Consider the following 22359-nt stretch of genomic DNA (forward strand, 5'->3'; position numbering starts at 1 on the left):
TTTGCCGCTTCTTAAAAGACCTCACAGGATTTTAAAACTTGTGAGGTCTGGAAAACCAATTCATGATGAACTACGATTTTAACGCGATAGAGAAAAAATGGCAACAGTTTTGGAAAGAACACAAAACTTTTGAAGCCCAAAACAACAGCGATAAGCCCAAATATTATGTACTGGATATGTTTCCCTATCCATCGGGGGCAGGTCTGCACGTGGGGCACCCGCTGGGATATATTGCCAGTGATATTTATGCGCGTTACAAGCGTCATCAGGGTTTTAATGTGCTGCATCCGCAGGGGTATGACTCGTTTGGGCTTCCTGCTGAGCAGTATGCGATTCAAACCGGACAACACCCGGCAATCACTACCGAAACCAATATTGCCCGTTACCGCGAGCAACTCGATAAAATAGGCTTTTCGTTTGACTGGAGCCGGGAGGTACGCACCTCAAACCCGGAATACTATAAGTGGACGCAATGGATTTTTATTCAGCTTTTTGAAAGCTGGTATAACAACGACACCAACAAAGCCGAACACATCGATACGCTGATCGCCAGGTTTGAAGCCGATGGTAATGCTTCGGTTAATGCGGTTTGTGATGATGATGTTGAGGTGTTTAGCGCCGAGGATTGGAATACTGCTTCCGCGAAAGCGAAACAGGAAATCTTATTAAAATACCGTCTTACTTACCTTGCTGAGACCGAAGTGAACTGGTGTCCGGCATTGGGGACGGTTTTGGCAAACGACGAGATCGTTAACGGCGTTTCCGAACGTGGCGGGCATCCCGTCGTGCGCAAGAAAATGACACAGTGGAGTATGCGCATCAGCGCCTATGCCCAGCGTTTACTAGACGGTTTGCAGGACATAGATTGGCCCCAGCCGCTTAAAGATTCACAAACCAACTGGATTGGCCGTTCAAAAGGAGCTTCTGTAGAATTCAGAATCCTCCCCCCTGCCCCCTCCCAAGGAGGGGGGGTAAGCCACGCCGGTTTTATGACCGGAAAGCCCGAATTGATCCCGATTCTTTTAGAACGCGCTCAGGAAATGCGTGATAAACCTACAAAAGCCGAGGCTTTATTGTGGAGCAAACTTCGTGGTAAAAAAACCGGATTTAAATTTAGACAGCAACATCCAATTGATCAATATATTGTTGACTTTGTTTGTCTTTCGGCTCAACTTATTATAGAGGTAGATGGGGATGTGCACCAATATCAAATGAATAAAGATGCAGAACGTCAATTGTTACTGGAACAGAAAAAAGGCTTTAAAGTTCTGAGATTCTCTAATGATGAAGTGTTGAACAATGTTGAAAAGGTTGTTGAAGCGATAACGGTTGAAATTGAGCGGCGTGAGAAAGTCCTCCCCCTGGGGGAGGATTTAGGAGGGGAGCGTATTTCTGTATTCACCACCCGCCCCGATACGATTTTTGGAGTGACCTTTATGACCCTGGCGCCTGAATTAGATCTTGTAAAGGAAATCACCACGCCTGAGCAAAAAGCTGAGGTGGATGCCTATATCGAAGCTACTGCCAAGCGGAGTGAGCGCGAGCGTATGGCCGATGTAAAAACCATTTCGGGAGCTTTTACCGGGGCGTATGCTGAGCATCCGTTTACAAAAGAGCCTATCCCAATCTGGATTGGCGATTATGTTTTGGCAGGCTACGGTACAGGTGCGGTGATGGCAGTGCCTTGCGGCGATCAGCGTGACTGGGATTTTGCGAAGCATTTTAACATTCCGATTAAAAATATATTTGAAGGCGTTGATATCAGTGAGCAGGCTTACCCCGAAAAGGACGCAACTCCGCTTAAAGATTCTGACTTCTTAAACGGGCTTTCGTACAAGGAAGCGCTTCCCAAAGCGATTGAGGAGCTTGAAAAATTGGGTGCCGGTAAAGGCAAAGTCAATTACCGTTTGCGCGACGCGGTCTTTAGCCGTCAGCGCTACTGGGGCGAACCTTTCCCGGTCTATTATGTAGACGGAATGCCTCAAATGATTGATGCTGCACATTTACCGATTCATCTGCCGGAAGTAGAAAAATATTTACCCACCGAAGAAGGTGAACCGCCATTAGGTCGTGCCGATGTTTGGGCCTGGGATACCAATCAAAATAAGGTGGTGAGCAATGACAAAATAGATCACCAGACGGTTTTTCCTTTAGAATTGAATACGATGCCGGGTTGGGCCGGAAGCAGCTGGTATTTCTTCAGATATATGGAGAAAGCCCTGCGCGATGAGGCTTTTGCCTCAAAAGAAGCGATGGACTACTGGCAAAATGTGGACCTCTATATTGGCGGTAGCGAGCACGCTACCGGGCACTTATTGTACAGCCGTTTTTGGGTGAAATTCCTTAAAGACCGCGGGTATGCCCCGGTTGAAGAACCCTTTAAAAAGCTGATCAATCAGGGGATGATTTTGGGGGAAAGTGCTTTTGTGTTTAAAGCTTATTTCGAATATGAATATGAGCATGACGGAAATCCTATCGAGGGACTTTTGGAATATGTTAAGAGTAATCCCGTCTTTATTTCTAATCAACAATATTCAGATTTAAAGAGCAATTCTAATTACTCTGATTTTTTTAATGAGTTGAATGAAAAATTTAAGCTTAAAGTAAAAGATAAATTTGGTGAAGAAATAAGTGGTGAATTTAATTTCCGTCAAATTCAGAAAAGTCATGTTGATGTCTCGTTACTTAAAGGAACTACTAATGAATTAGATTTAGAAGCTTTCTTAAAGGATAACAGATATAGTGAGTTTAAAGAGTCATATTTCATTCTCGAAAACGGTGATATTTTTGAATTCGGTGAGTTTGAGGTTAGTCAAGAGAAAAATGATATTTTTTTAGTTAGCCGCGAAGTCGAAAAAATGTCCAAATCCAAATACAACGTGGTTAATCCCGATGATATTTGTGAGGAGTACGGCGCCGATACTTTGCGTATGTACGAGATGTTTTTAGGTCCGTTAGAGCAGGCAAAACCCTGGAATACTGCAGGGATCACGGGTGTACACAACTTCCTGAAGAAACTCTGGAAGCTGTACCATCAGGTAGATAAAGCCGGGAATTTAGGGGACTTTGAAGTTTCAGACGAGCCGGCTTCTAAAGAGGCTATGAAAACCCTGCACAAAACCATCAAGAAAGTACAGGAAGATATTGAGAACTTCAGTTTCAATACTTCGGTATCAACCTTTATGATTGCGGTCAATGAACTTTCAGCTTTAAAATGCAACAACCGCGAGGTACTGGAGCCATTGGCTGTATTGATTTCGCCCTACGCGCCACACATCGCAGAAGAATTGTGGAGTTTGCTGGGTCACGAAGGTTCGATAGCAACCGCGGCGTTTCCGAAGTTTGATCAAAAGCATTTGGTAGAAAGCAGTAAGGAATACCCCATCTCCTTTAACGGAAAGATGCGTTTTACGATGGAGCTTCCGCTTGATCTTTCTAAAGAAGAAATCGAAAAAGCTGTACGTGCACACGAGAAAACGCAGGAGTATCTGGGTGGCCGCGAACCTAAAAAGGTCATCGTTGTGCCCGGTAAGATCGTGAATTTTGTAGGCTAAGGCCCTTAACCCGCAATGGGGAATTGGAAATAGGAGGTGGTTGTTAGAAGAAGTACAAATTGTCACTTCGAGTAAATGAAAACCAGCCTCAGCTGGATTTCATTTGTATCGAGAAGTCTGCTTAGTTAGGATGTTTCTAGTTCACCGGGCTTCTCGATACAATTTTTTCGACCTTGTGGCTCTCAAAAATTACTCGAAGCGACAGCCAAAACGGCAGAAGTGATTTTCGGTGTATTTATTGCTGAATATTCTTTAGTTTTAATACACTAAATTTTAAAAAAGATGATAACAGGAGGATATATGGGTTACTACATTTTGGTGGGGCTTATCGCATTGGTAAGTTGGGCTGTTAGTAACAAATTGAAAAGTAAGTTTAAAGAGTATTCACAAATACACTTGCAAAATGGGATGAGCGGTGCTGAGATTGCCCGTAAAATGCTTAGTGATAATGGAATTAATGACGTCAAGGTCATTTCAGTGCAGGGTCAGTTGACAGACCATTATAACCCTGCGAATAAAACCGTAAACCTGAGTGAGCCTGTTTATAATGAGCGTAACGCCGCTGCCGCTGCAGTAGCCGCCCACGAATGCGGTCACGCTGTGCAACATGCTAAAGCCTACAGTTGGTTAACGATGCGTTCTAAGCTCGTGCCTGTGGTCAGTGTGGCTTCACGTATGTCAATGTTTGTAATCATTGGAGGTGTGGTGCTGATGTCCATTATAGGTAGCGGTCTGGGAATGACTGTGGCACTCATTGGACTTGGATTGTTTGCGATGGGTACGATTTTCGCATTTATTACCCTGCCGGTGGAATACGACGCCAGTAACCGCGCCCTGGCCTGGTTAGAATCGGCAAATATGTTGACAAGACAGGAACACGATGGTGCTAAAGATGCACTTAAATGGGCTGCCCGTACCTATGTGGTTGCAGCGATTGGTTCGCTGGCAACCTTGCTGTACTTTGCGCTTCAGATTTTGGGAAGCCGACGCTAGGGATTTTAAATTCTTTTAAAAAATGAAACCCATTCGACAGCCTCTGCTGAATGGGTTTTTTACGTAACTTATGATCTTAAAGAAACGATTATGTTGACTAAAGTAGCCCTTAAAAAACATTTGGATATGTTTCCGGAATCATTTAGCATTGATGAATTGGTAGATCGCCTTATATTAATTGAAAAAATTGAAAAGGCAGAATTACAATCTGAACGGAATGAAGTGATTTCTGAAGATGAATTACTCAAAAATATGGAGAGTTGGTTCAAATAAATTGGACCTATCAAAGCCGGACTGATTTAGAGGATATTGCCGATTATATTTCCAAAGATTCAGTCAAATATGCTCGATTTCAGATTTTTAAGATCGTGAGTCGTACGCGAATTCTTAAGAAATTACCATATTCAGGTAAAAAACTTGTTGAATTGGATCGAGACGATTTAAGGGAGCTCATTGAAGGTAATTATCGAATAATCTATAAAATCGTTACATCCTCCCGAATAGATATTCTAACCATTCACCATAGTTCGAGGGATTTAAAAAGAAGATACTTAGAATAAAGGGCGATTAAAGTGTGGTTTAATCGCCCTTTTTAATTCCGCTATCTTCATCTACTACCCGGATCACAAAGTAATTTTTCTTTCCGCGCTGTAACAATACAAAGCGGTGGTTGATCAAATCTTCAGTAGTAATGGTATAGCCGTCTGCTACCTTGTCCTGATTCACTGAAATGGAGTTCTGTTTCAGGGCACGTCTCGCTTCCCCGTTAGATTGCAGAAAACCAGTTTTTTCGGCCAAAGCGGCTACGATATCCAGACCGGCTTCAATCTCACCGCGCCTTACTTCCGCTTGCGGAACCCCTTCAAAAATATCTAAAAAGGTTTTTTCATTAAGTGCCTTAAGGTTTGCAGCTGTAGATTTTCCGAAGAGAATCTCTGAAGCTTTAACCGCATTCTCGTAGTTTTCTAAACCGTGTGTGCTTATGGTCACTTCTTCGGCCAGGCGTTTTTGCAGGGCACGCTGATGTGGCGCTTCCTGATGCTCGGCAATCAGATTTTCGATTTCCTCTTTTCCTAAAAAGGTGAAAATCTTAATGTATTTAGCCGCATCTTCATCGCTGGTGTTCAGCCAATACTGGTAAAATTTATAAGGCGAGGTGCGTTCGGCATCTAACCAGATATTGCCACCGGCAGTTTTTCCGAATTTGGTCCCGTCAGCTTTGGTAATCAGCGGGCAGGTCATAGCATAAGCCTTGCCGCCGCCTATTCTACGCACCAATTCGGTCCCGGTGGTGATGTTCCCCCACTGGTCACTTCCGCCCATTTGCAATGTTAAATCTTTCTCGCGGTAGAGGTGTAAAAAGTCATAACCCTGAACAAGTTGATAGGTAAACTCGGTAAAACTCATTCCTTCGGCAGACTCAGCAGACAAACGTTTTTTAACCGAATCTTTAGCCATCATATAGTTTACCGTGATGTGTTTACCCACATCGCGTATAAAACTCAGAAAGCTGAAGTCCTTCATCCAGTCGTAGTTGTTCACCAGGATGGCTGCGTTTTCTTCATCAGAGTCAAAATCAAGAAAGCGCGATAACTGCTCTTTTATGGCTTCCTGATTATGACGCAGGGTTTCTTCATCAAGCAGATTGCGTTCATCAGATTTGCCCGAAGGATCACCTATCATCCCGGTCGCACCACCTACAAGAGCTATAGGTCTGTGGCCGCTTGCCTGAAAATGTTTCAGCATCATAACGCCTACGAGGTGACCTATATGAAGCGAATCTGCAGTTGGATCAATACCTACATAAGCAGATCGCATTTGTTCCATAAGGTGTTCTTCGGTACCGGGCATCACATCGTGAATCATCCCACGCCATTGCAGTTCTTCAACAAAATTGGTAATCATAATTGCTAGTTTTCGCGTTACACGCGATTTAAAAGTTTGTTCTTAATGCTGCCTGATTCCTATCGATGATAAAAAATATCTTTTTGAAACAGCTGCAGCCAGTCATCTCGTGACTATTTTAAGGCTGCAAAGATAAATATAATGCCCAAAGCATCACGGCAAGAACGCAAGAATATCGTTAACTTAGCCGCTATGATTTTAGTCACGGGAGGTACCGGTTTAGTGGGTTCGCATCTGTTGTATGCATTGATCGCGCAAGGCGAAAAAAATATACGTGCCACCTACAGAACTCCTAAAAGTATCGATGCGGTAGCCGATTTGTTTCGGTGGAAAAATGAGCAGGTTCAGGCAACTCCTGCTGCTTTTGAAACCATTGAGTGGGTGGAAGCAGACGTGACTGATATTCCTGCGCTGACTGAAGCTTTTCAGGGCGTGGACTATGTGTATCATTGCGCTGCGCTCATTTCGTTTAACCCAAAGCGCTTTAACCGGCTTCAGAAAATCAATGTGGAAGGTACCGCAAATATGGTCAATCTGAGTCTGGAGTTTGGGGTCAAGAAATTCGGCTATGTGAGTTCGGTGGCGGCACTAGGTGAGTCTAAAAAAGCAATTACCGAAGAAACGCATTGGGAAGCCAATAAAGACAACAGCGTTTACAGCATTTCTAAATTTGCCTCAGAACTTGAGGTATGGCGCGGTACAGAGGAAGGCCTTGATGCGGTGATCGTCAATCCCGGAGTGATTTTAGGAGAAGGTTTTTACAGTTCAGGTAGCGGAGCGTTTTTCAGGCAGGTGAAAAAAGGATTGCGTTATAATGTTCCCGGAGCTTCCGGTTTTGTAGATGTACAGGATGTGGTAAAAGCTTTGCTTCAGCTTATGCAAAGCGAAATCAAAAACCAGCGTTACATTTTAGTAGGCTATAACCTGAAATTTGAGGATCTTTTTCAAAAAATTGCTGAAGCTCTTGGGGTGCAGCCGCCTTCAAAAATGCTCAAAAAATGGCAACTCGAACTGGCCTGGCGGTTAGACTGGCTGGCCGGTTTATTTGGTAAAAGACGAAAACTCTTTAGAAGCACCGCGCGGTCTGCGTATTCAGAAAGTGTTTACAATTCAGCAAAGCTGAAAGAGGAATTGAATTTTGAATACACACCGCTTTCTGAAACGTTGAAGCGGGTAGCCCGTCACCTTAACCGCTAACCGGCTCCACGAGAGAATCATTTACCTGAAGAGCTTTTGGTCTATCCTTATTCTGCAATTCTCTTGATTTTAAAGAATCAGGAATGGGTTTTGATTTTACACGCTGTAGACTGTCGCCTTTGGCAATTTCGGCCTCCACTTCTTCCTGTTTGGCAGCAAGACGCTCGCGCACTTTTTCCCAAAGTTCAGCATATTCATTAAAGTCAACCGCGTAGTAGCTGATGTTCTCGGCAAGCTGGGTGCTGTCTATATCGTACTTTTCGTAGATGTAACTCTCGGGCCTGATGTCTAAGGTACGCATCTCGTTGATGTTATAGGTTTTTAGAGAGCGTATGATGCTGATATCGTAAAGAATATCGATCATTTTGTTTTCATCAATAAATGCGTCGGGCTTTTCGGGCCGCTCCACATTTGTGCAGGACAAAATAGATAAGAAAACGAGTATCAGGAGACTTAGTTTGCGCATTATCGGTCAAAAGTTAAACGCTGGCCGTAACGCTCATCGTATACCTTAAAGTTTTTGTAAGCCAGTTTTCCGTTTACAAAGGTGTGCGAAATACGCGATTTAAAGGTGCTTCCTTCAAAAGGAGACCATTTGCATTTATACAAAATGTTTTCTTTAGTCACCGTCCACGGATTGTTAAGGTCAACCAGAACCAAATCTGCATGATAGCCGGGTCTTATAAAACCGCGTTTTTCCACATCAAAAAGGATGGCCGGGTTATGGCACATTTTTTCGACGATTTTCTCCAGGCTTATTTTTTCTTCGTGATACATCTCTAACATCGCCGGAAGCGCGTGCTGAACCAGTGGCCCGCCACTGGGAGCTTTGGTGTATACATTTTGCTTCTCTTTAAGCGTATGAGGGGCGTGATCTGTGGCAATCACATCCAGACGGCCATCGAGTAGAGCTTCCCAAAGCGCATCCTGATCGCTCTGTGTCTTAACAGCAGGATTCCATTTAATTAAAGTTCCTTTCTCATCGTAATCTGCATCAGAAAACCAAAGATGGTGAATGCATACCTCAGCCGTGATTTTTTTGTCTTTCAGTGGAATTTTATTGGTAAACAGTTCCATCTCTTTCGCGGTAGAAAGATGGAAAACGTGTAAACGTGCACCGGTTTCTTTTGCCAGAGCAATGGCTTTTGAAGAAGACAGGTAACAGGCTTCCTCACTGCGAATAATGGGGTGCATATTGATAGGAATGTCATCACCGTAGCGACCGGTGTAGATTTCCATATTCTTACGTATGGTTTCTTCATCTTCGCAATGCACCGAGATCACTAGGTCTGTGCTTTTGAAGATTTCACGCAGTACGTGCTCGTCATCTACCAGCATATTTCCGGTGGAGCTTCCTAGAAATAATTTCAGACCGGCGCAGGCTTTTTTATCGAGCCTCTTGATTTCGTCGAGGTTATCGTTTGTACCCCCAAACATAAATGAATAGTTAGCATAGGAGCTTTTTGCCGCGATGGCAAACTTCTCCTCCAGCTTCTCTATAGTCGTGGTCTGCGGATTGGTATTAGGCATTTCAATAAAAGAAGTGATGCCCCCGGCTACTGCTGCTGCAGATTCTGAACCTATATCTGCCTTATGGGTAAGCCCAGGCTCTCTAAAATGCACCTGGTCATCAATCACCCCGGGTAACAAATGCCGCCCTTCAGCATCAAAAATGTGCACATCGGGTGATTTTACACTGATGCTGCTGTTAATTTCTTTGATGATGCCATCTTCAATATAAACATCCCCATGCGTGATGCTTCCTTCATTTACGATATGTGCATCTTTTATTAAAACTTTTTCCATTTCTTAGATATCGTAACGTTTAAAAAGACTTTTCATTTTCATAGTAATTACTCCAAAAACCGCTTCGCTAAAAATGCTGCTGCTCATTTTGCTGGTACCTTTAGTACGGTCTACAAAAATAACAGGAACTTCGGTAATCTTAAAACCCAGAAGATAGGCTTTAAATTTCATTTCAATCTGAAAGGCATAGCCCACAAATTTGATTTTATCCAGATTGATTTTTTCCAAAACCCTGCGTTTATAACATATAAATCCGGCTGTTGTATCGGCCACATCCATTCCTGTTATAAACCGCACATATTTAGATGCGATATAAGACATCAAGACCCTACCCATAGGCCAGTTGACTACATTCACACCGGTTATATAGCGCGAACCAATTGCCAGATCTGCATCTCCCTTGGCACAGGCATTGTAAAGCCGTACTAAATCATTAGGGGCGTGGGAGAAATCTGCATCCATTTCAAATATATACGAGTACTTGCGCTCTAATGCCCACTTAAAGCCGGCAATATAGGCCGTACCCAGGCCATTTTTACCGGGTCGTTCTAAAAGGTGTAAGCGATCTATAAACTCTTGCTGCAGACTTTTAACTAAAGTCGCGGTACCATCTGGTGAGTTGTCGTCAACTACCAAAACTTCAAAAGCTCTTTGTTGCGCAAATATGTTGCGCACCAGCTTCTCAATATTTTCTGCTTCGTTATAGGTGGGGATTATGACGAGCGAACTTGCCATCTAAAGTGATTTAAGCGCAAATGTACTTATTTTGAATATTAATAATGGAGGTCTGAGGCCAAACTCTGTGTTTTATGCTAATTTTAACCTCTCAAAAAACGCGACGTGCAGGCAATAGAGCGAAGCTTAGTAAGTAACGATTGGATCACCCTGGTATTGGTGGGTTGCCTGGTGCTGATTGCTGCTGCCCGAGTGGCCTACGAATCAAAATTTGTAGATTTCAGCGAACTGCCTCTCAACGAGAAATACCTGCTTAAATCCAGTAAAGACATTCAGTTTGAGCACCCGTTTAATCTGATCTTATTTACTATACAATTCTTATCTGTGTCGCTTTTTCTTTTTCTGGTGGCTCAGAAATATGAAATGCTTAATTCAGTAAGTCCGCTGGTGGGGTACATCAGGATCGCTTTAGTATATGTCGTTTTTGTGTCGCTTAAGTTTTTTACAGAGCGTACTCTGGGCGTTCTTTTTAAAGGCGAAGATCATCTTAATGCCTATCAGTTTTACAAGCTGAGTTACCGCAGTTATTTTGCCCTTTTATTAATCCCCATAAATGCACTTTTTGTTTATGCCCTGGAACCTTCTCTTTTGGTTCTTCAAATCATTATAAGTGTGTTTTTAATACTTAACTTAATCAGTCTTTTCAATACGTTGCGGAGGTATGAAAAGTTGATTTTAAATAACCTGTTTTATTTTATTTTGTACCTTTGCGCTCTTGAAATCGCACCCTACTTCATTTTATATAAGCTATTTAGTGAAATGGTGCGCTAAAAACTATTAGAATGTCTATGAAAGTGAAAACTATTTTGGTTTCACAACCAGAACCAAAGGTTGAAAATTCTCCCTACTTTGAGTTACAGGAAAAGAAAAAGGTAAAAGTTGATTTTATTCCTTTCATCCACGTCGAAGGGGTCTCAGGCAAAGAAGTTAGACATCAAAAAATAGACCTGAATAAATACACGGCGATTATACTTACCAGCCGTAATGCGGTAGACAATTTTTTCAGGATTGCAGAAGAAATGCGCTATAAAGTGCCCGATACCCTGAAGTATTTCTGTCAGAGTGAGGCCGTGGCCTATTACCTGCAAAAATATGTGGTGTATCGCAAGCGAAAAATCTATGTAGGGAAACGCACCTTTACAGAACTTGGGCCTACGCTTAAGAAGTATAAGAATGAGAAGTTTTTGCTTCCATCTTCAGACATATTAAAACCCGAAGTTCCTAAAGTACTTGAAGAATTGAATCTGAATTGGGAACGGGGTATTTTTTACCGAACCGTTACCAGTGATTTGTCGCACCTTAAAGATGTGACTTATGATATTCTGGTTTTCTTTAGTCCAAGTGGTATCAAATCTTTATTTGAAAATTTCCCGGACTTTAAGCAAAACGATACTCGGATCGCGGTTTTTGGGAATTCTACCGTTCGTGCCGTTGAAGAAGCCGGTCTTAAAGTAAACATTATGGCCCCTACACCAGAAACGCCTTCCATGACTATGGCTTTAGAAAAGTATATAGACGAGGTAAACAATAAAAAATAGGGAACTCAACATCCTAAAATAAAAAAGACCGTTCAGAATTTCTGAACGGTCTTTTTTTTGTTTGTCTACGCTGTCTAGCCCAAGGGTGGTTGCCCTGCCATAATCTCTTCACTGGCGTAAGCTTCAAATTTTTTAAAGTTATTCTTAAATGCTGCAGCGAGTTTGTGGGCTGTTTTATAATAACCCTCATCGTTATTCCAGGTTTGTCGCGGACTCAAAACACTATTAGGAACTCCTGGGCAGGTGCGAGGCTGCGCAACTCCAAAAACGGAGTGAATGTGATAATTCTCGTGGGTTACTTCGCCTAAAGCTCCGCTCAAAGCGGCATTAATCATCGCCCGGGTATATTTTAAAGCCATACGCTTGCCTATTCCGTAAGGCCCGCCGGTCCAGCCGGTATTGATGAGCCAAACATTTACACCGGCTTCTTTCATCTTATCGCTGAGCATTTCAGCATAAACGGTAGGATGGAGCGGCATAAAGGGAGCGCCAAAACAAGCTGAAAACGAAGGCACGGGTTCGTTGACTCCGGCTTCGGTACCTGCCACTTTTGCGGTGTAACCGCTTATAAAATGATAAGCAGCCTGTCCCGGAGTCAATTTGGAAATAGGAGGCAGAACGCCAAAGGCATCGGCAGTCAGGAAAAAGATATTCTTTGGGTTTTTACCGATTGAAGGTGACTGAATGTTGCTGATGTGGTGAATGGGATAACTGACCCGTGTATTTTGTGTGATTGACGTGTCGCTAAAATCTACTTCGCCATCAGCATCTAACACTACATTTTCAAGCAGGGCACCGGCTGTAATCGCATTAAATATGTCTGGTTCCTGCTCTTCAGAAAGGTTTATCACTTTGGCATAACAACCGCCTTCGAAATTGAATATGGTATTGTCTGGTGTCCAGCCGTGCTCGTCATCGCCTATAAGCTTGCGATCGGGATCTGCGCTCAGTGTGGTTTTTCCGGTGCCCGAAAGTCCGAAAAAGACCGCGGTTTCCCCATTTTCACCCACATTAGCCGAGCAGTGCATGGGTAGGGTTTCCTGTGTTACCGGCAATAGAAAGTTAAGTACCGAAAAGATACTTTTTTTGATTTCGCCTGTATAGCCGGTACCGCCTATCAAAACGGTCTTCTCTTCAAAGCTGATGATGGCAAAATTTTCCTGACGCGTGCCGTCAAGCTCAGGATTTGCTTTAAATCCGGGAGCATTAAGAATGAGCCAGTCTTCTTTGAAGTTATCGAGTTCTGCTTCGGTAGGACGCAGAAACATATTATAAGCAAATAAATTTGACCAGGCATTCTCGTTGATTACACGAATACCTATGCGGTAACGGGCATCAGCGCAGGCAAATGCGTCGCGCACAAAAAGATTTCGGTCTGAAAGGTAGGTGAGCATCCGCTTACGCAGCTGCTCAAATTTGGTCTTATCAAATGGGATGTTGATTTCTCCCCACCAAACCTGATCCCGGGTATGCTCATCAATGACGATAAATCGGTCTTTTGGAGACCTTCCGGTAAAAGTACCGGTATTGATCGCAAGTGCACCGGTTGAGGTGGTTGTTCCCTGACCATTTTCTACACAAATAGCGTGTAGCTCTTCGGGGTCAAGTTGATAAGCGATTGTTGCATTTTTGATTCCGTATTGCGACAACGAAATCGTTTTCGTAAATAGGGCAGATAAAGCCATAAAATTGAATTTTTGATAAATACACCGCAAAACTACGGTAATAATAAATTCAATTTTCTAATTTTAACTAATTATTTTGTGAATCTGATAAAGTTGAACACCAGTAATGCCCAGCCCGCAATTAGCAAGGCTCCGCCTATGGGAGTCACCCATGCAATAGCACTAATATCGATACCGGTAAGTGGTCTTGTGGTGAGCAAATAGATGGAACCGCTGAAGAGCAAAATACCACTTAGCAACAGGTAAAAAAGTGCTTTTAAAGCTTTCTGCGATAGTGAAAAGCTTGCAGCCGCAAGAAGCATGAGTAGGGCGTGATACATCTGGTAGCGCACACCGGTTTCAAACGAGTTTAGAGCCTCGGGAGTTAGGCTTTCTTTTAGTCCGTGAGCACCAAAGGCACCAAAGATGACAGCAAGAAGACCTAAGATAGAACCGGTAATGAGCATATTCTTTTTCATGTATCACAAAGCGTTAATGCAATTGCAGCTGAATACTACTGAAGATACTTATTCAAAAACCTGATTTAAAGCTTCACAGAATGCTTATGAAACATCCATTTTATGCAGTGCAATTGTGTAAATTAAACTTTGGCAAAAATACTACATTCCTATGCGAAAAATCTTAATAATCGGTGCCGGAAAGTCAACCGCCCAACTCATAAAATACCTTTCCCATAAATCTCAGGAGCAGCAATTACACCTGGTAGTAGCAGATCGCGATTTGCAACAGGCGACTAAAGCCTGCGCGTCACACCCCAATACCGAGGCGGTAGAGCTCAATATTGACGATGCGGCAGCACGGCAACAGTTTATTCTGGAAGCGCATCTGGTCATTAGTATGTTGCCCGCGGCCCTGCACATTGAGGTTGCCCGCGATTGCCTGAAATTTGGTAAAAACATGGTTACCGCTTCCTATATAAGTGATGCGATGCTGAGTTTGGATGCCGAGGTAAAAGCCAAAGGCCTAATTTTTATGAATGAGATAGGTCTTGACCCGGGTATTGATCATATGAGCGCGATGCAGGTGATAGACCGCATACGCGATGCCGGTGGCAGGATGTTACTTTTTGAATCTTTTTGTGGCGGTCTGGTCGCTCCCCAAAGCGATACCAACCTGTGGAATTACAAATTTACCTGGAACCCGCGAAATGTAGTGCTTGCGGGGCAGGGTGGCGCTGCGGAATTTATTCAGGAAGGAACCTACAAATACATCCCGTATCACCGTCTGTTTAGACGCACCGAATTTCTGGATGTGGAAGGCTACGGGAGATTTGAAGCCTATGCCAATCGCAATTCGCTTAAATACCGAAGCATTTATGGGCTGGATGCTATTTTGACTTTATACCGCGGCACCATTCGACGGGTTGGTTTCTCACGTGCCTGGAATCTGTTTGTTCAACTTGGGATGACGGATGACAGCTACACGCTTCAGGATACCGAAACCATGTCGTACCGCGAGTTTACCAATCTTTTTCTGCCGTATTCACCTACCGATTCCGTTGAGCTGAAACTAAGACATGGCCTGAAGATAGACCAGGACGATTTGTTGTGGGATAAATTGCTCGAACTCGATCTGTTTAACGATCATAAACAGTTGGGATTGAAGAATGCGAGCCCCGCGCAATGCCTGCAGCGCATTCTCGAAGACCAGTGGACGCTCGCTCCCGAGGATAAAGACATGATCGTGATGTACCACAAGTTTGGGTACGAACTCAACGGAGAGAAAAAACAGATAGATGCTACAATGGTTCTGGAGGGTGAAAATCAAACCTACACCGCTATGGCTAAAACGGTGGGTTTACCGGTGGGCATTGCGGCGCTTAAAATTTTGGATGGGAAAATCACCAAACCCGGTGTACAACTGCCTATTGACCGTGAAGTTTACGAACCCATTCTTGACGAACTCACCCAATACGGGATTCATTTTAAAGAATACGAGGTTCCGTATTTAGGTTACAATCCGCATCATCAGTAGGTTTATGGCTTAATGACTGAAGTGTTTTTGGGTCTTAAGATGTTATTTAGTTAGTTTATTGTCTATTTTAGTTTCAAATATCAATTTAAAATCATCAGATGAAAGTTGTAAACGAAGAAATCGCGATAGACGGTATTGATAAAATCATTTTGCGTGAGCTGATGACCGATGCCCGTAAGCCCATTCTGGAAATCGCCCGTAAAGTAGGAATATCGGGAGCGGCAATTCATCAACGCCTGCGCAAGCTTGAAAAGGCCAAACTCATCACGGGTTCGCGTTTTATCATCGATCCGAAAATATTAGGCTACAACACGATGGCGTTTATTGGCATTTACCTGGACCGCGCGGTGAGCAACCCCAAAGCGGTAAAGCAACTCGAAGAAATTCCAGAAGTTATAGAATGCCATTACACCACCGGTAACTGGTCTATTTTTATCAAGATTCTGTGTAAAAATAACGAGCATTTGATGCACCTGCTCAACAAGAAAATTCAGGCGATTGATGGGGTTTCCCGTACAGAAACTTTTATTTCACTGAATCAGCAGATCGAAAGGCAGATTCAGGTATGATTGAAAGCTTAACTCCTGAAGAGATTCAAAACTTGTTCGATTACGAGTGTGTTGAGGTAGAGGAAGAATCATTTGAAGAATTTAAGCTTCGATACGAAGGTTTTGGGTCTGATTTTTATCAATTTCTATCCATCAAGTATCCTTTAATTTTCCACTGCTTGCGATTTTATAAGGCAGTAAGGCCTACAGGGAAATGTTCGGGAATTATGAATATAGCTAATACTAAAGACAGCTATGCTCACTTTTTATTTAAAAATTTTGCGCTCGTAATTGGGTTAGATCCTGAGACACCTCAAATTTCTATTCATAATTATAAATCTGGAATCGAAGTCGGTTACTGGAGCGAAAAACCCTTTGAAGAATTAAATGCATTTATCGAAAATGAGGTAATGCCCATTTTTAAAAACTAAAAAACCCGGTGCTTCCTAACCAAAAGCATCCGGGTTTTCCAACTTAACTAACCAACCAATTATGAACACTCATTAAGTCGGTTATATACTTTTTTACTTACACGATTTTTCAAAATTTTTTACAGCACCATCAGATTGCAGCCGCGCACGTCTGAAGCGTCAAAACGACCCAGGATTTCGAAGTGAGTATCGTCTGTTTTTTTTCCTAAATCCTGCGTAGCGATAAAGGGGCAGGAGTAGTGATTGGCAAGGTCGATCACGTTTATGCCGCCGGTTTTTCCGGGTTCAACCAGTTGCAGCGCATCTTCGGTATCGCGCATATAAATCTGCATCCAGGGAGGCAGGGTAAAAATCCCGTTTCCGGCAGAGTAGCCCTGAGAAAGCAGCTCGGTCATCCCATACTCACTGTGTATGGCATCTACACCAAAACCTTCCTTCAAAATGGCGTGTAATTCTTCGCGTATGAGTTCTTTTCGGCGGCCTTTCATCCCTCCGGTTTCCATAACAATGCTATGCTTCAGCTTAAAATCATATTGCTCCACCAGATCAAGCAGTGCAAAAGAGACTCCTATAAGCAGCACTTTTTCGCCGGCGGCGTCTAAAACGCTAAGCTTTTCGCTTAAAGCTTCATAATTATTGAGGTAAAATCCGCTATTGGGCTTGTTACTGTCCTGAATAAGCCGGTCAACCATATAAATAAGCGAAGAACCGGTGCGCTCCAGGTATGCAGGCAGCAGGGCAAGAATGGTATAATCTTTTACATCGCCGTAATGCAGTTTAAAGCTTTCGCGAAAGCTTTGCTCGTAAAGTTTGAGATCAACCACATGATGTTTACTGGTGATGCTGCCGGTGGTGCCACTGCTGGTAAAAATAGTTTGTACCGGGTTTTCTGAAGCCGTAATGGTAAATTCTTTAAAAAACTGAATAGGTAAAAACGGAATATCTTCCGGCCGCGTAACCGCTTCCGGTTTGACGTTGAGATGCTCGCAAAACTGACGGTAAACCGGGTTGTGCTCCCATTGATACTGGAAGGATTGAAGCGCAGCCAGATTAAATTGCGCAGGGGTTTTTATGTCAAAAATGCGTTGGGGCAGCATAGGCTAAAATAGGACTGCAAAGGTATTTAAATTGAAAAGCATTCGAACATTTATTATTTTTAAACAAACTGTTATTTTATTTTAATGTTACCAAATTTTACAAGCCGCGTGCAGCCCGATTTAAAACTTATCTTTACGGCTACATTAAATCTTTTATACTGATGAAGAAAAAAGAGATAAAGATTTTGCTCGTTGACGATGAACCGGATATCCTGGAGATCATAGGTTACAACCTGAGCAACGAGGGTTACCAGGTGCTTACCGCTTCAAATGGCAAGGAAGGTGTTAAAATGACCAAAAAGCACAACCCACATCTGATCATTCTTGACGTGATGATGCCCGAGATGGATGGGATTGAAGCCTGCGAACAAATACGGAAGCTACCCGGCCAGGAAGAAACCATCATTACCTTTTTAACGGCTCGTGGCGAAGATTATTCTCAGGTAGCCGGCTACGATGCCGGGGCAGATGATTACATCACCAAGCCCATAAAGCCTAAAGTTTTAGTGAGTAAAGTAAAGGCTTTGCTGCGTAGACTTAAGGAAGAGGAAGAGACTGACGCTTCCTTAAAAATTGGAGACCTTATCATCAACCGCGAAGAATATAAAATCATCAAAGACAAGAAAGAGATGATCTTGCCCCGCAAGGAGTTTGAATTGCTCTCGCTGCTGGCTTCAAAACCCGGTAAGGTGTTTAAGCGCGAGGATATTCTGGACAAGGTTTGGGGTAATGAAGTTGTGGTAGGCGGCAGAACCATTGACGTTCACATACGTAAGCTGCGCGAAAAAATAGGCAACAAAAAGTTTAAAACCATTAAAGGAGTAGGCTATAAATTTGTAGTGTAAATGGCAGCCAGTTTTAAAAAATCATACCGTTTTGCGATTTTCTCATCGATGTATATAACGGTCTGTCTAACGCTCTTTGTGAGCGTTTTTTTCTATATAAACGATGCATTTGACTGGGTTTTTCTGCTGTGCTTTATCCCCGTATGTTTTGTGCTGTCTGTTTTTCTGATTCAGGTGCGGGTTGAGCGTTTTATTTACAAACGCGTCAAAAAAATCTATGATGACGTCTCCCTGCTTGATGTGACGACGCTTAAACGCGGGCAAATCACTACAGATATGTCTACACTTACTAAGGAGGTAGAACGATTTGCAGCCAGTAAAAAGCTGGAAATAGAATCCTTAAAAATAAGAGAGGAATACCGGAAGGAGTTTATGGGCAACGTGGCTCATGAACTCAAAACGCCTCTTTTTACTACTCAGGGTTATATTCTTACGCTGCTGGATGGGGCGATGAAAGATAAAACCATTCTTAAAAAATACCTCAAGCGTGCCGCAGCTGCTGTAGAGCGTCTGGTTTACCTGGTAAGCGATCTGGATATGATCGCTAAGCTGGAGGTTGGCGACCTTAACCTGCGCTATGAATATTTTGATATGGTAGAGCTCGTGCAGCATACCTTTGAGTTGCTGGAGATGAAAGCCTCAAAAAAGAATATCACACTCGCTTTTGAGCGGGCAGACAATAAGCCGGTAATGGTTAATGCAGACCGCGAACGCATACAGCAGTTGCTTACTAATCTCATTGTAAACTCCATCAAATACGGAAAACAGGACGGCACCACCGAAGTAACTATTGAGAACCTGATTCAGAATAAAGTAATTGTAAGGGTTACAGACAATGGTGAAGGTATCGCCTCAGAACACATTCCGCGTTTGTTTGAGCGCTTTTACCGGGTTGATAAGAGTGGTTCGCGTCGTGAGGGTGGTTCAGGACTCGGTCTTTCTATCGTCAAACATATTATTGAAGCCCATGACGAAAAGATTTATGTTGAAAGCGACTTTGGAGTAGGGTCTGAGTTTTCGTTCACCCTTGAAAAGGCCGAAGAGCTCCCTAAAAAGCCCGTTGTCGACGTGGTAGGCGGGGAATAGATTTCCAAAACCGGAATACAGCTTTACTTTGCTTAAATCTTTTAGACTGAAGCGTTCCTGCTCTGCAAACGGAATGATGCCTTTAGCCTCAAGTCTGCGCGCCAGATATTCCTGTTCGGTTTGCCCGGGTGTGGGAATGAAGAAGGCTTTTTTGCCCAATTTCAGCAAGTCCATAATCGTAGTATAGCCCGAACGGCTTATGATGATGTCGCTGGCACAAATGGCTTTTTGCAAATCCTGAGTCTCCATAAAATTAACGAGCTTGATCTGCCCCTGGCGTTCTACGCGTTGTTCTGATTCAACAACGCCACGTACAAAAAGAACCTGCCCGTTGTAATGTTTCAGCTCATGAAGTAAAATTTCTTCCAGTTCGGTGCGTTGCGGTTCGGGTCCGCTAAGCAAGACCATAACATCGTAAGAAGAAGTTGCTTCCTCTTTTTCAAGACGGGATAAAGCGCCAATGTATTTTACGGGAATGTCGAAGTTTTTTGGGTGTCCCAGCTTTCCACTCAGATTGAGTTTTCCATCAAAATCTGGCACCCAGCATTCATCAAATTTTCGGATGTAATTTCTATGTAGGGCAGAAGTAATTCGGGTTGTTTTTCCGCTCAACACCTGAAGCTGGTGCGTCATAAAGACCGTAGGTATATCAGTATGATATAATCCCAGTCTATTGTCTGACAGCACGCCATCTACCTGCCCATTTTTGACCAATACTTTGAGTTGCTCGCGCTCTTTTCGAATCGCCTTTAGGACTTTTGGACTGCGTAAAAGCATTTTCCATTTAAAGCTTTTCCCGTTTTTGGCATATTTGATATCGTAAGACGGCAACTCGATGCTTTGAAGCTGTGGAAACTCTTTTTGCAATAACTGCAAAGCTGCGCCATCACTACCCAGAATGACGTTAAAACCATCTTCGAGTAAAGCGTAGATGAGCAGGATACAGCGCGTGGCGTGACCCAGTCCCCAGTTAAGCGGTGCAACGAGTATGTTTTTTTGAGTTTTCACAGGTACAAAAATGAAACTTCACTGATACTTAAATGTTTCCGCTAGATTATCAAACCATTAAAATATAGAGCGTTTTTAACCGAATTCTAAATTTTAAGGGATTAAAAGCCGGTCTAGCCGAATATTTTTCAGTCCTAAAAACGATACAGACTGAATATCCGTGAGAATAGCTTTAGCTTAATAACGGCATTTGCAGGAGTACCCGTATATTTGAGGCCGTTTTAAATTTTAATACTAAGGCTTTGGGAAGCAAAAATAAACTGAAGCGTTTCAGGGAAAATGAAACGTTTAGCAACGTGGTTCAACCTACCCGCGAAGAGATCACCAATGGGAACTTCAAACTTAAAGGCAACTGGAACCGTGATTTCTTTAAAAGCGACAAACCTCTGGTTCTCGAGTTGGGATGCGGAAAAGGAGAATATACGGTGGGCCTGGCGCAGCGATTTCCCGATAAAAACTTTTTAGGCATTGACATCAAAGGTGCCCGTTTTTGGCGCGGAGCCAAAACCGCTTTGGAAGAGCAAATTGATAATGCGGGTTTTCTACGCACGCAGATTGAATTGGTAGATCAGGCTTTTGCGGCAAACGAGGTTTCTGAAATCTGGATCACCTTTCCCGATCCTCAAATCAAATACAAGCGCACCAAACATCGAATGACGAACTTCGAATTTCTGGAGCGCTACAAAACCATTCTTAAGCCAGACGGGCTTATGCATCTCAAAACCGACTCTGAGTTCATGCACGGCTACACGCTGGGATTGCTTCACGGTCTGGGTCACGAGGTGCTTTATGCGCATCATGATATTTACAGCAATCACATGGCACCAAAAGAAGTGGTTGGCATTCAGACTTTTTACGAAAAACAGTATCTTGAACAGGATAAAGCGATTACCTATATCAAGTTTAAGATCAATTAACCGCCTTTGGAAATAACCAAACTTTTCTTTATCACCTATTTTGCGGCCTTGCTGGGCGTATTGCCCCCTGGACTGGTCAATATGTCTGTCGCAAAAACCTGCGTGCATCGGGGTATGCGCAATGGGGTATTGGTGGCCATAGGAGCTTCGGTAGTAGTGATGATTCAGGCGTTTTTTGCAGTATTGCTGGCTCGTTATATCTTTAGCAATGAAGCCGTGCGCAATACACTGTTTCGAACCGGGATTGTGATTTTTGGTATTCTCGCGGTGTATTTCTTTATCAAGGCCAAAAAAAATAAAGTCAAAGAAGTAAAAATTCCTAAGCATAGCGGAAGGCGCAGTTTCTGGAAGGGTGTTTTCGTGGCAACCATAAATGTATTGCCGCTACCGTATTTTTGTGCCATTAGTGCAGCTTTAAACATCACGAGCAAAGGACAGGCAGGTATTCTAGAAGTGGGCCTGTTTGTACTGGCCGCAGCGGCGGGCACTTTTACCTCCCTGTATGTCTACGTGGTAGGATTTAACCGTATTCAGCACGAGCCGCGCAACTTCGCTAAATATTCTAATTATTTTATGGCGGGGCTTATGATTATTCTGGTGCTCATCACCTTATTCAGAATGTAATATGCCAAAGCCCGAAACACTTAACTTTTTTAACCGGGTTTATGAGGTGACAAAGCGTATTCCGTACGGCAGGGTGACTTCTTACGGAGCGATTGCACGTTATCTGGGGGCAGCCCGCAGTTCGCGTATGGTGGGTTATGCGCTAAATGGTTCGGTAAACCGCGACGATGTGCCTGCGCACCGGGTACTTAATCGCAATGGCCTGCTTACCGGCAAGCATCATTTTTCGGGGACCAATCTGATGCAGCAGTTACTCGAGAGTGAAGGTCACGAGGTTAAAGAGGATAAACTGCAAAACTTTGAAGACAAGTTTTGGGACCCTGTGACGGAGCTTGGTTTTTCCTGAAATTTATCACGTTTCCAGACTTATTTTATACCTTCAGTAAAGACCAGGAAGTCTTTTAGTTTCTGAAGTT

Annotated in this window: 22 protein-coding genes and 1 pseudogene; 15 read left to right on the forward strand and 8 right to left on the reverse strand. The window is 43.2% G+C overall.

The features are described 5' to 3' along the window. Positions 1-65 precede the first annotated feature (65 nt). The 4 genes from CJ305_RS07440 to CJ305_RS07455 all read left to right on the forward strand — a co-directional run bounded on the left by CJ305_RS07440 (position 66) and on the right by CJ305_RS07455 (position 5107). Complete coding sequence (locus CJ305_RS07440; RefSeq protein ID WP_099645634.1) at positions 66-3554, forward strand: leucine--tRNA ligase; 3489 nt, start codon at positions 66-68, stop codon at positions 3552-3554. 282 nt (positions 3555-3836) lie between these two features. Then, complete coding sequence (locus CJ305_RS07445) at positions 3837-4547, forward strand: zinc metallopeptidase (protein ID WP_099645635.1); 711 nt, start codon at positions 3837-3839, stop codon at positions 4545-4547. A gap of 90 nt (positions 4548-4637) precedes the next feature. After that, entirely contained in the window at positions 4638-4820 is a 183-nt protein-coding gene (locus CJ305_RS07450; protein WP_099645636.1) for a hypothetical protein, read from the forward strand. Beyond that, entirely contained in the window at positions 4808-5107 is a 300-nt protein-coding gene (locus CJ305_RS07455) for a type II toxin-antitoxin system RelE/ParE family toxin (protein WP_099645637.1), read from the forward strand. Before CJ305_RS07450 ends, CJ305_RS07455 begins: the two co-directional genes overlap by 13 nt. A gap of 19 nt (positions 5108-5126) precedes the next feature. Here CJ305_RS07455 and tyrS read toward each other — a convergent pair whose 3' ends face one another. Beyond that, positions 5127-6452 carry a tyrosine--tRNA ligase gene (gene tyrS / locus CJ305_RS07460; RefSeq protein WP_099645638.1) on the reverse strand — a complete coding sequence of 442 codons (1326 nt, stop codon included), beginning with the start codon at positions 6450-6452 and terminating at the stop codon, positions 5127-5129. A gap of 192 nt (positions 6453-6644) precedes the next feature. Here tyrS and CJ305_RS07465 point away from each other — a divergent pair, with 192 nt between their 5' ends. Then, on the forward strand, positions 6645-7649 hold the full coding sequence (locus tag CJ305_RS07465; protein ID WP_189319404.1) for an NAD-dependent epimerase/dehydratase family protein: 1005 nt from the start codon (positions 6645-6647) through the stop codon (positions 7647-7649). Here the strand turns inward: CJ305_RS07465 and CJ305_RS07470 are convergent. Genes CJ305_RS07470 through CJ305_RS07480 form a run of 3 tightly spaced genes read right to left on the reverse strand, consistent with a single transcriptional unit; the run spans position 7639 to position 10190 of the window. Then, the gene (locus CJ305_RS07470) at positions 7639-8115 is read right to left on the reverse strand and encodes a DUF4296 domain-containing protein (protein WP_099645639.1); all 477 of its coding nucleotides are present in this window, start codon (positions 8113-8115) and stop codon (positions 7639-7641) included. The genes CJ305_RS07465 and CJ305_RS07470 overlap by 11 nt on opposite strands. Further along, a complete protein-coding gene (locus CJ305_RS07475) occupies positions 8115-9455 on the reverse strand; it encodes a dihydroorotase (RefSeq protein WP_099645640.1) in 1341 nt (446 codons plus the stop codon). The genes CJ305_RS07470 and CJ305_RS07475 overlap by 1 nt, the downstream gene beginning before the upstream one ends. 3 nt (positions 9456-9458) lie before the next feature. Next, entirely contained in the window at positions 9459-10190 is a 732-nt protein-coding gene (locus tag CJ305_RS07480; RefSeq protein WP_099645641.1) for a polyprenol monophosphomannose synthase, read from the reverse strand. A gap of 105 nt (positions 10191-10295) precedes the next feature. On the opposite strand from CJ305_RS07480, the gene CJ305_RS07485 reads away from it, so the two are divergent. Continuing rightward, positions 10296-10961, forward strand: coding sequence for a DUF4271 domain-containing protein (locus CJ305_RS07485; protein WP_099645642.1), 666 nt, complete (start codon positions 10296-10298; stop codon positions 10959-10961). A 17-nt stretch (positions 10962-10978) separates the two neighbouring features. Beyond that, entirely contained in the window at positions 10979-11728 is a 750-nt protein-coding gene (locus CJ305_RS07490; protein WP_099645896.1) for a uroporphyrinogen-III synthase, read from the forward strand. A 74-nt stretch (positions 11729-11802) separates the two neighbouring features. Here the strand turns inward: CJ305_RS07490 and pckA are convergent, their stop codons facing one another. Together pckA and CJ305_RS07500 are read right to left on the reverse strand one after the other, a co-directional pair. Continuing rightward, the gene (gene pckA / locus CJ305_RS07495; RefSeq protein WP_099645643.1) at positions 11803-13413 is read right to left on the reverse strand and encodes a phosphoenolpyruvate carboxykinase (ATP); all 1611 of its coding nucleotides are present in this window, start codon (positions 13411-13413) and stop codon (positions 11803-11805) included. Positions 13414-13484: 71 nt separating this feature from the next. Beyond that, positions 13485-13871 (reverse strand): DUF423 domain-containing protein, encoded by a 387-nt coding sequence (locus CJ305_RS07500; protein ID WP_099645644.1) that lies wholly within the window; start codon positions 13869-13871, stop codon positions 13485-13487. Between the two features lie 151 nt (positions 13872-14022). Here CJ305_RS07500 and CJ305_RS07505 point away from each other — a divergent pair, with 151 nt between their 5' ends. The 3 genes from CJ305_RS07505 to CJ305_RS07515 all read left to right on the forward strand — a co-directional run bounded on the left by CJ305_RS07505 (position 14023) and on the right by CJ305_RS07515 (position 16366). Then, entirely contained in the window at positions 14023-15387 is a 1365-nt protein-coding gene (locus CJ305_RS07505; protein WP_099645645.1) for a saccharopine dehydrogenase family protein, read from the forward strand. 98 nt (positions 15388-15485) lie between these two features. Then, positions 15486-15956, forward strand: coding sequence for an Lrp/AsnC ligand binding domain-containing protein (locus tag CJ305_RS07510; protein ID WP_099645646.1), 471 nt, complete (start codon positions 15486-15488; stop codon positions 15954-15956). After that, positions 15953-16366 (forward strand): hypothetical protein, encoded by a 414-nt coding sequence (locus CJ305_RS07515; protein WP_099645647.1) that lies wholly within the window; start codon positions 15953-15955, stop codon positions 16364-16366. Before CJ305_RS07510 ends, CJ305_RS07515 begins: the two co-directional genes overlap by 4 nt. Positions 16367-16485: 119 nt before the next feature. On the opposite strand, the gene CJ305_RS07520 is transcribed toward CJ305_RS07515, so the two are convergent. Continuing rightward, a complete protein-coding gene (locus CJ305_RS07520; protein ID WP_099645648.1) occupies positions 16486-17463 on the reverse strand; it encodes a LuxE/PaaK family acyltransferase in 978 nt (325 codons plus the stop codon). 161 nt (positions 17464-17624) lie between these two features. Between CJ305_RS07520 and CJ305_RS07525 the strand changes: the two genes are divergently transcribed. Both CJ305_RS07525 and CJ305_RS07530 read left to right on the forward strand, forming a co-directional pair. Further along, positions 17625-18308, forward strand: a complete 684-nt coding sequence (locus tag CJ305_RS07525) for a response regulator transcription factor (RefSeq protein ID WP_099645649.1) — start codon at positions 17625-17627, stop codon at positions 18306-18308. Next, entirely contained in the window at positions 18309-19394 is a 1086-nt protein-coding gene (locus tag CJ305_RS07530) for a sensor histidine kinase (protein WP_099645650.1), read from the forward strand. An 87-nt stretch (positions 19395-19481) separates the two neighbouring features. On the opposite strand, the pseudogene CJ305_RS19780 reads toward CJ305_RS07530, so the two are convergent. After that, a pseudogene (locus tag CJ305_RS19780) lies at positions 19482-20171 on the reverse strand (glycosyltransferase); the annotation flags it as partial. Positions 20172-20644: 473 nt separating this feature from the next. On the opposite strand from CJ305_RS19780, the gene trmB reads away from it, so the two are divergent. Genes trmB through CJ305_RS07550 form a run of 3 tightly spaced genes read left to right on the forward strand, consistent with a single transcriptional unit; the run spans position 20645 to position 22289 of the window. Continuing rightward, positions 20645-21319 carry a tRNA (guanosine(46)-N7)-methyltransferase TrmB gene (trmB, locus tag CJ305_RS07540; RefSeq protein WP_099645651.1) on the forward strand — a complete coding sequence of 225 codons (675 nt, stop codon included), beginning with the start codon at positions 20645-20647 and terminating at the stop codon, positions 21317-21319. A gap of 6 nt (positions 21320-21325) precedes the next feature. Then, the gene (locus CJ305_RS07545; RefSeq protein ID WP_099645652.1) at positions 21326-21943 is read left to right on the forward strand and encodes a LysE family translocator; all 618 of its coding nucleotides are present in this window, start codon (positions 21326-21328) and stop codon (positions 21941-21943) included. Between the two features lies 1 nt (position 21944). Next, complete coding sequence (locus CJ305_RS07550; protein ID WP_099645653.1) at positions 21945-22289, forward strand: MGMT family protein; 345 nt, start codon at positions 21945-21947, stop codon at positions 22287-22289. Positions 22290-22359: the final 70 nt, after the last annotated feature.

Source organism: Leeuwenhoekiella nanhaiensis (assembly GCF_002744755.1).
Classification (GTDB): Bacteria; Bacteroidota; Bacteroidia; order Flavobacteriales; family Flavobacteriaceae; genus Leeuwenhoekiella; species Leeuwenhoekiella nanhaiensis.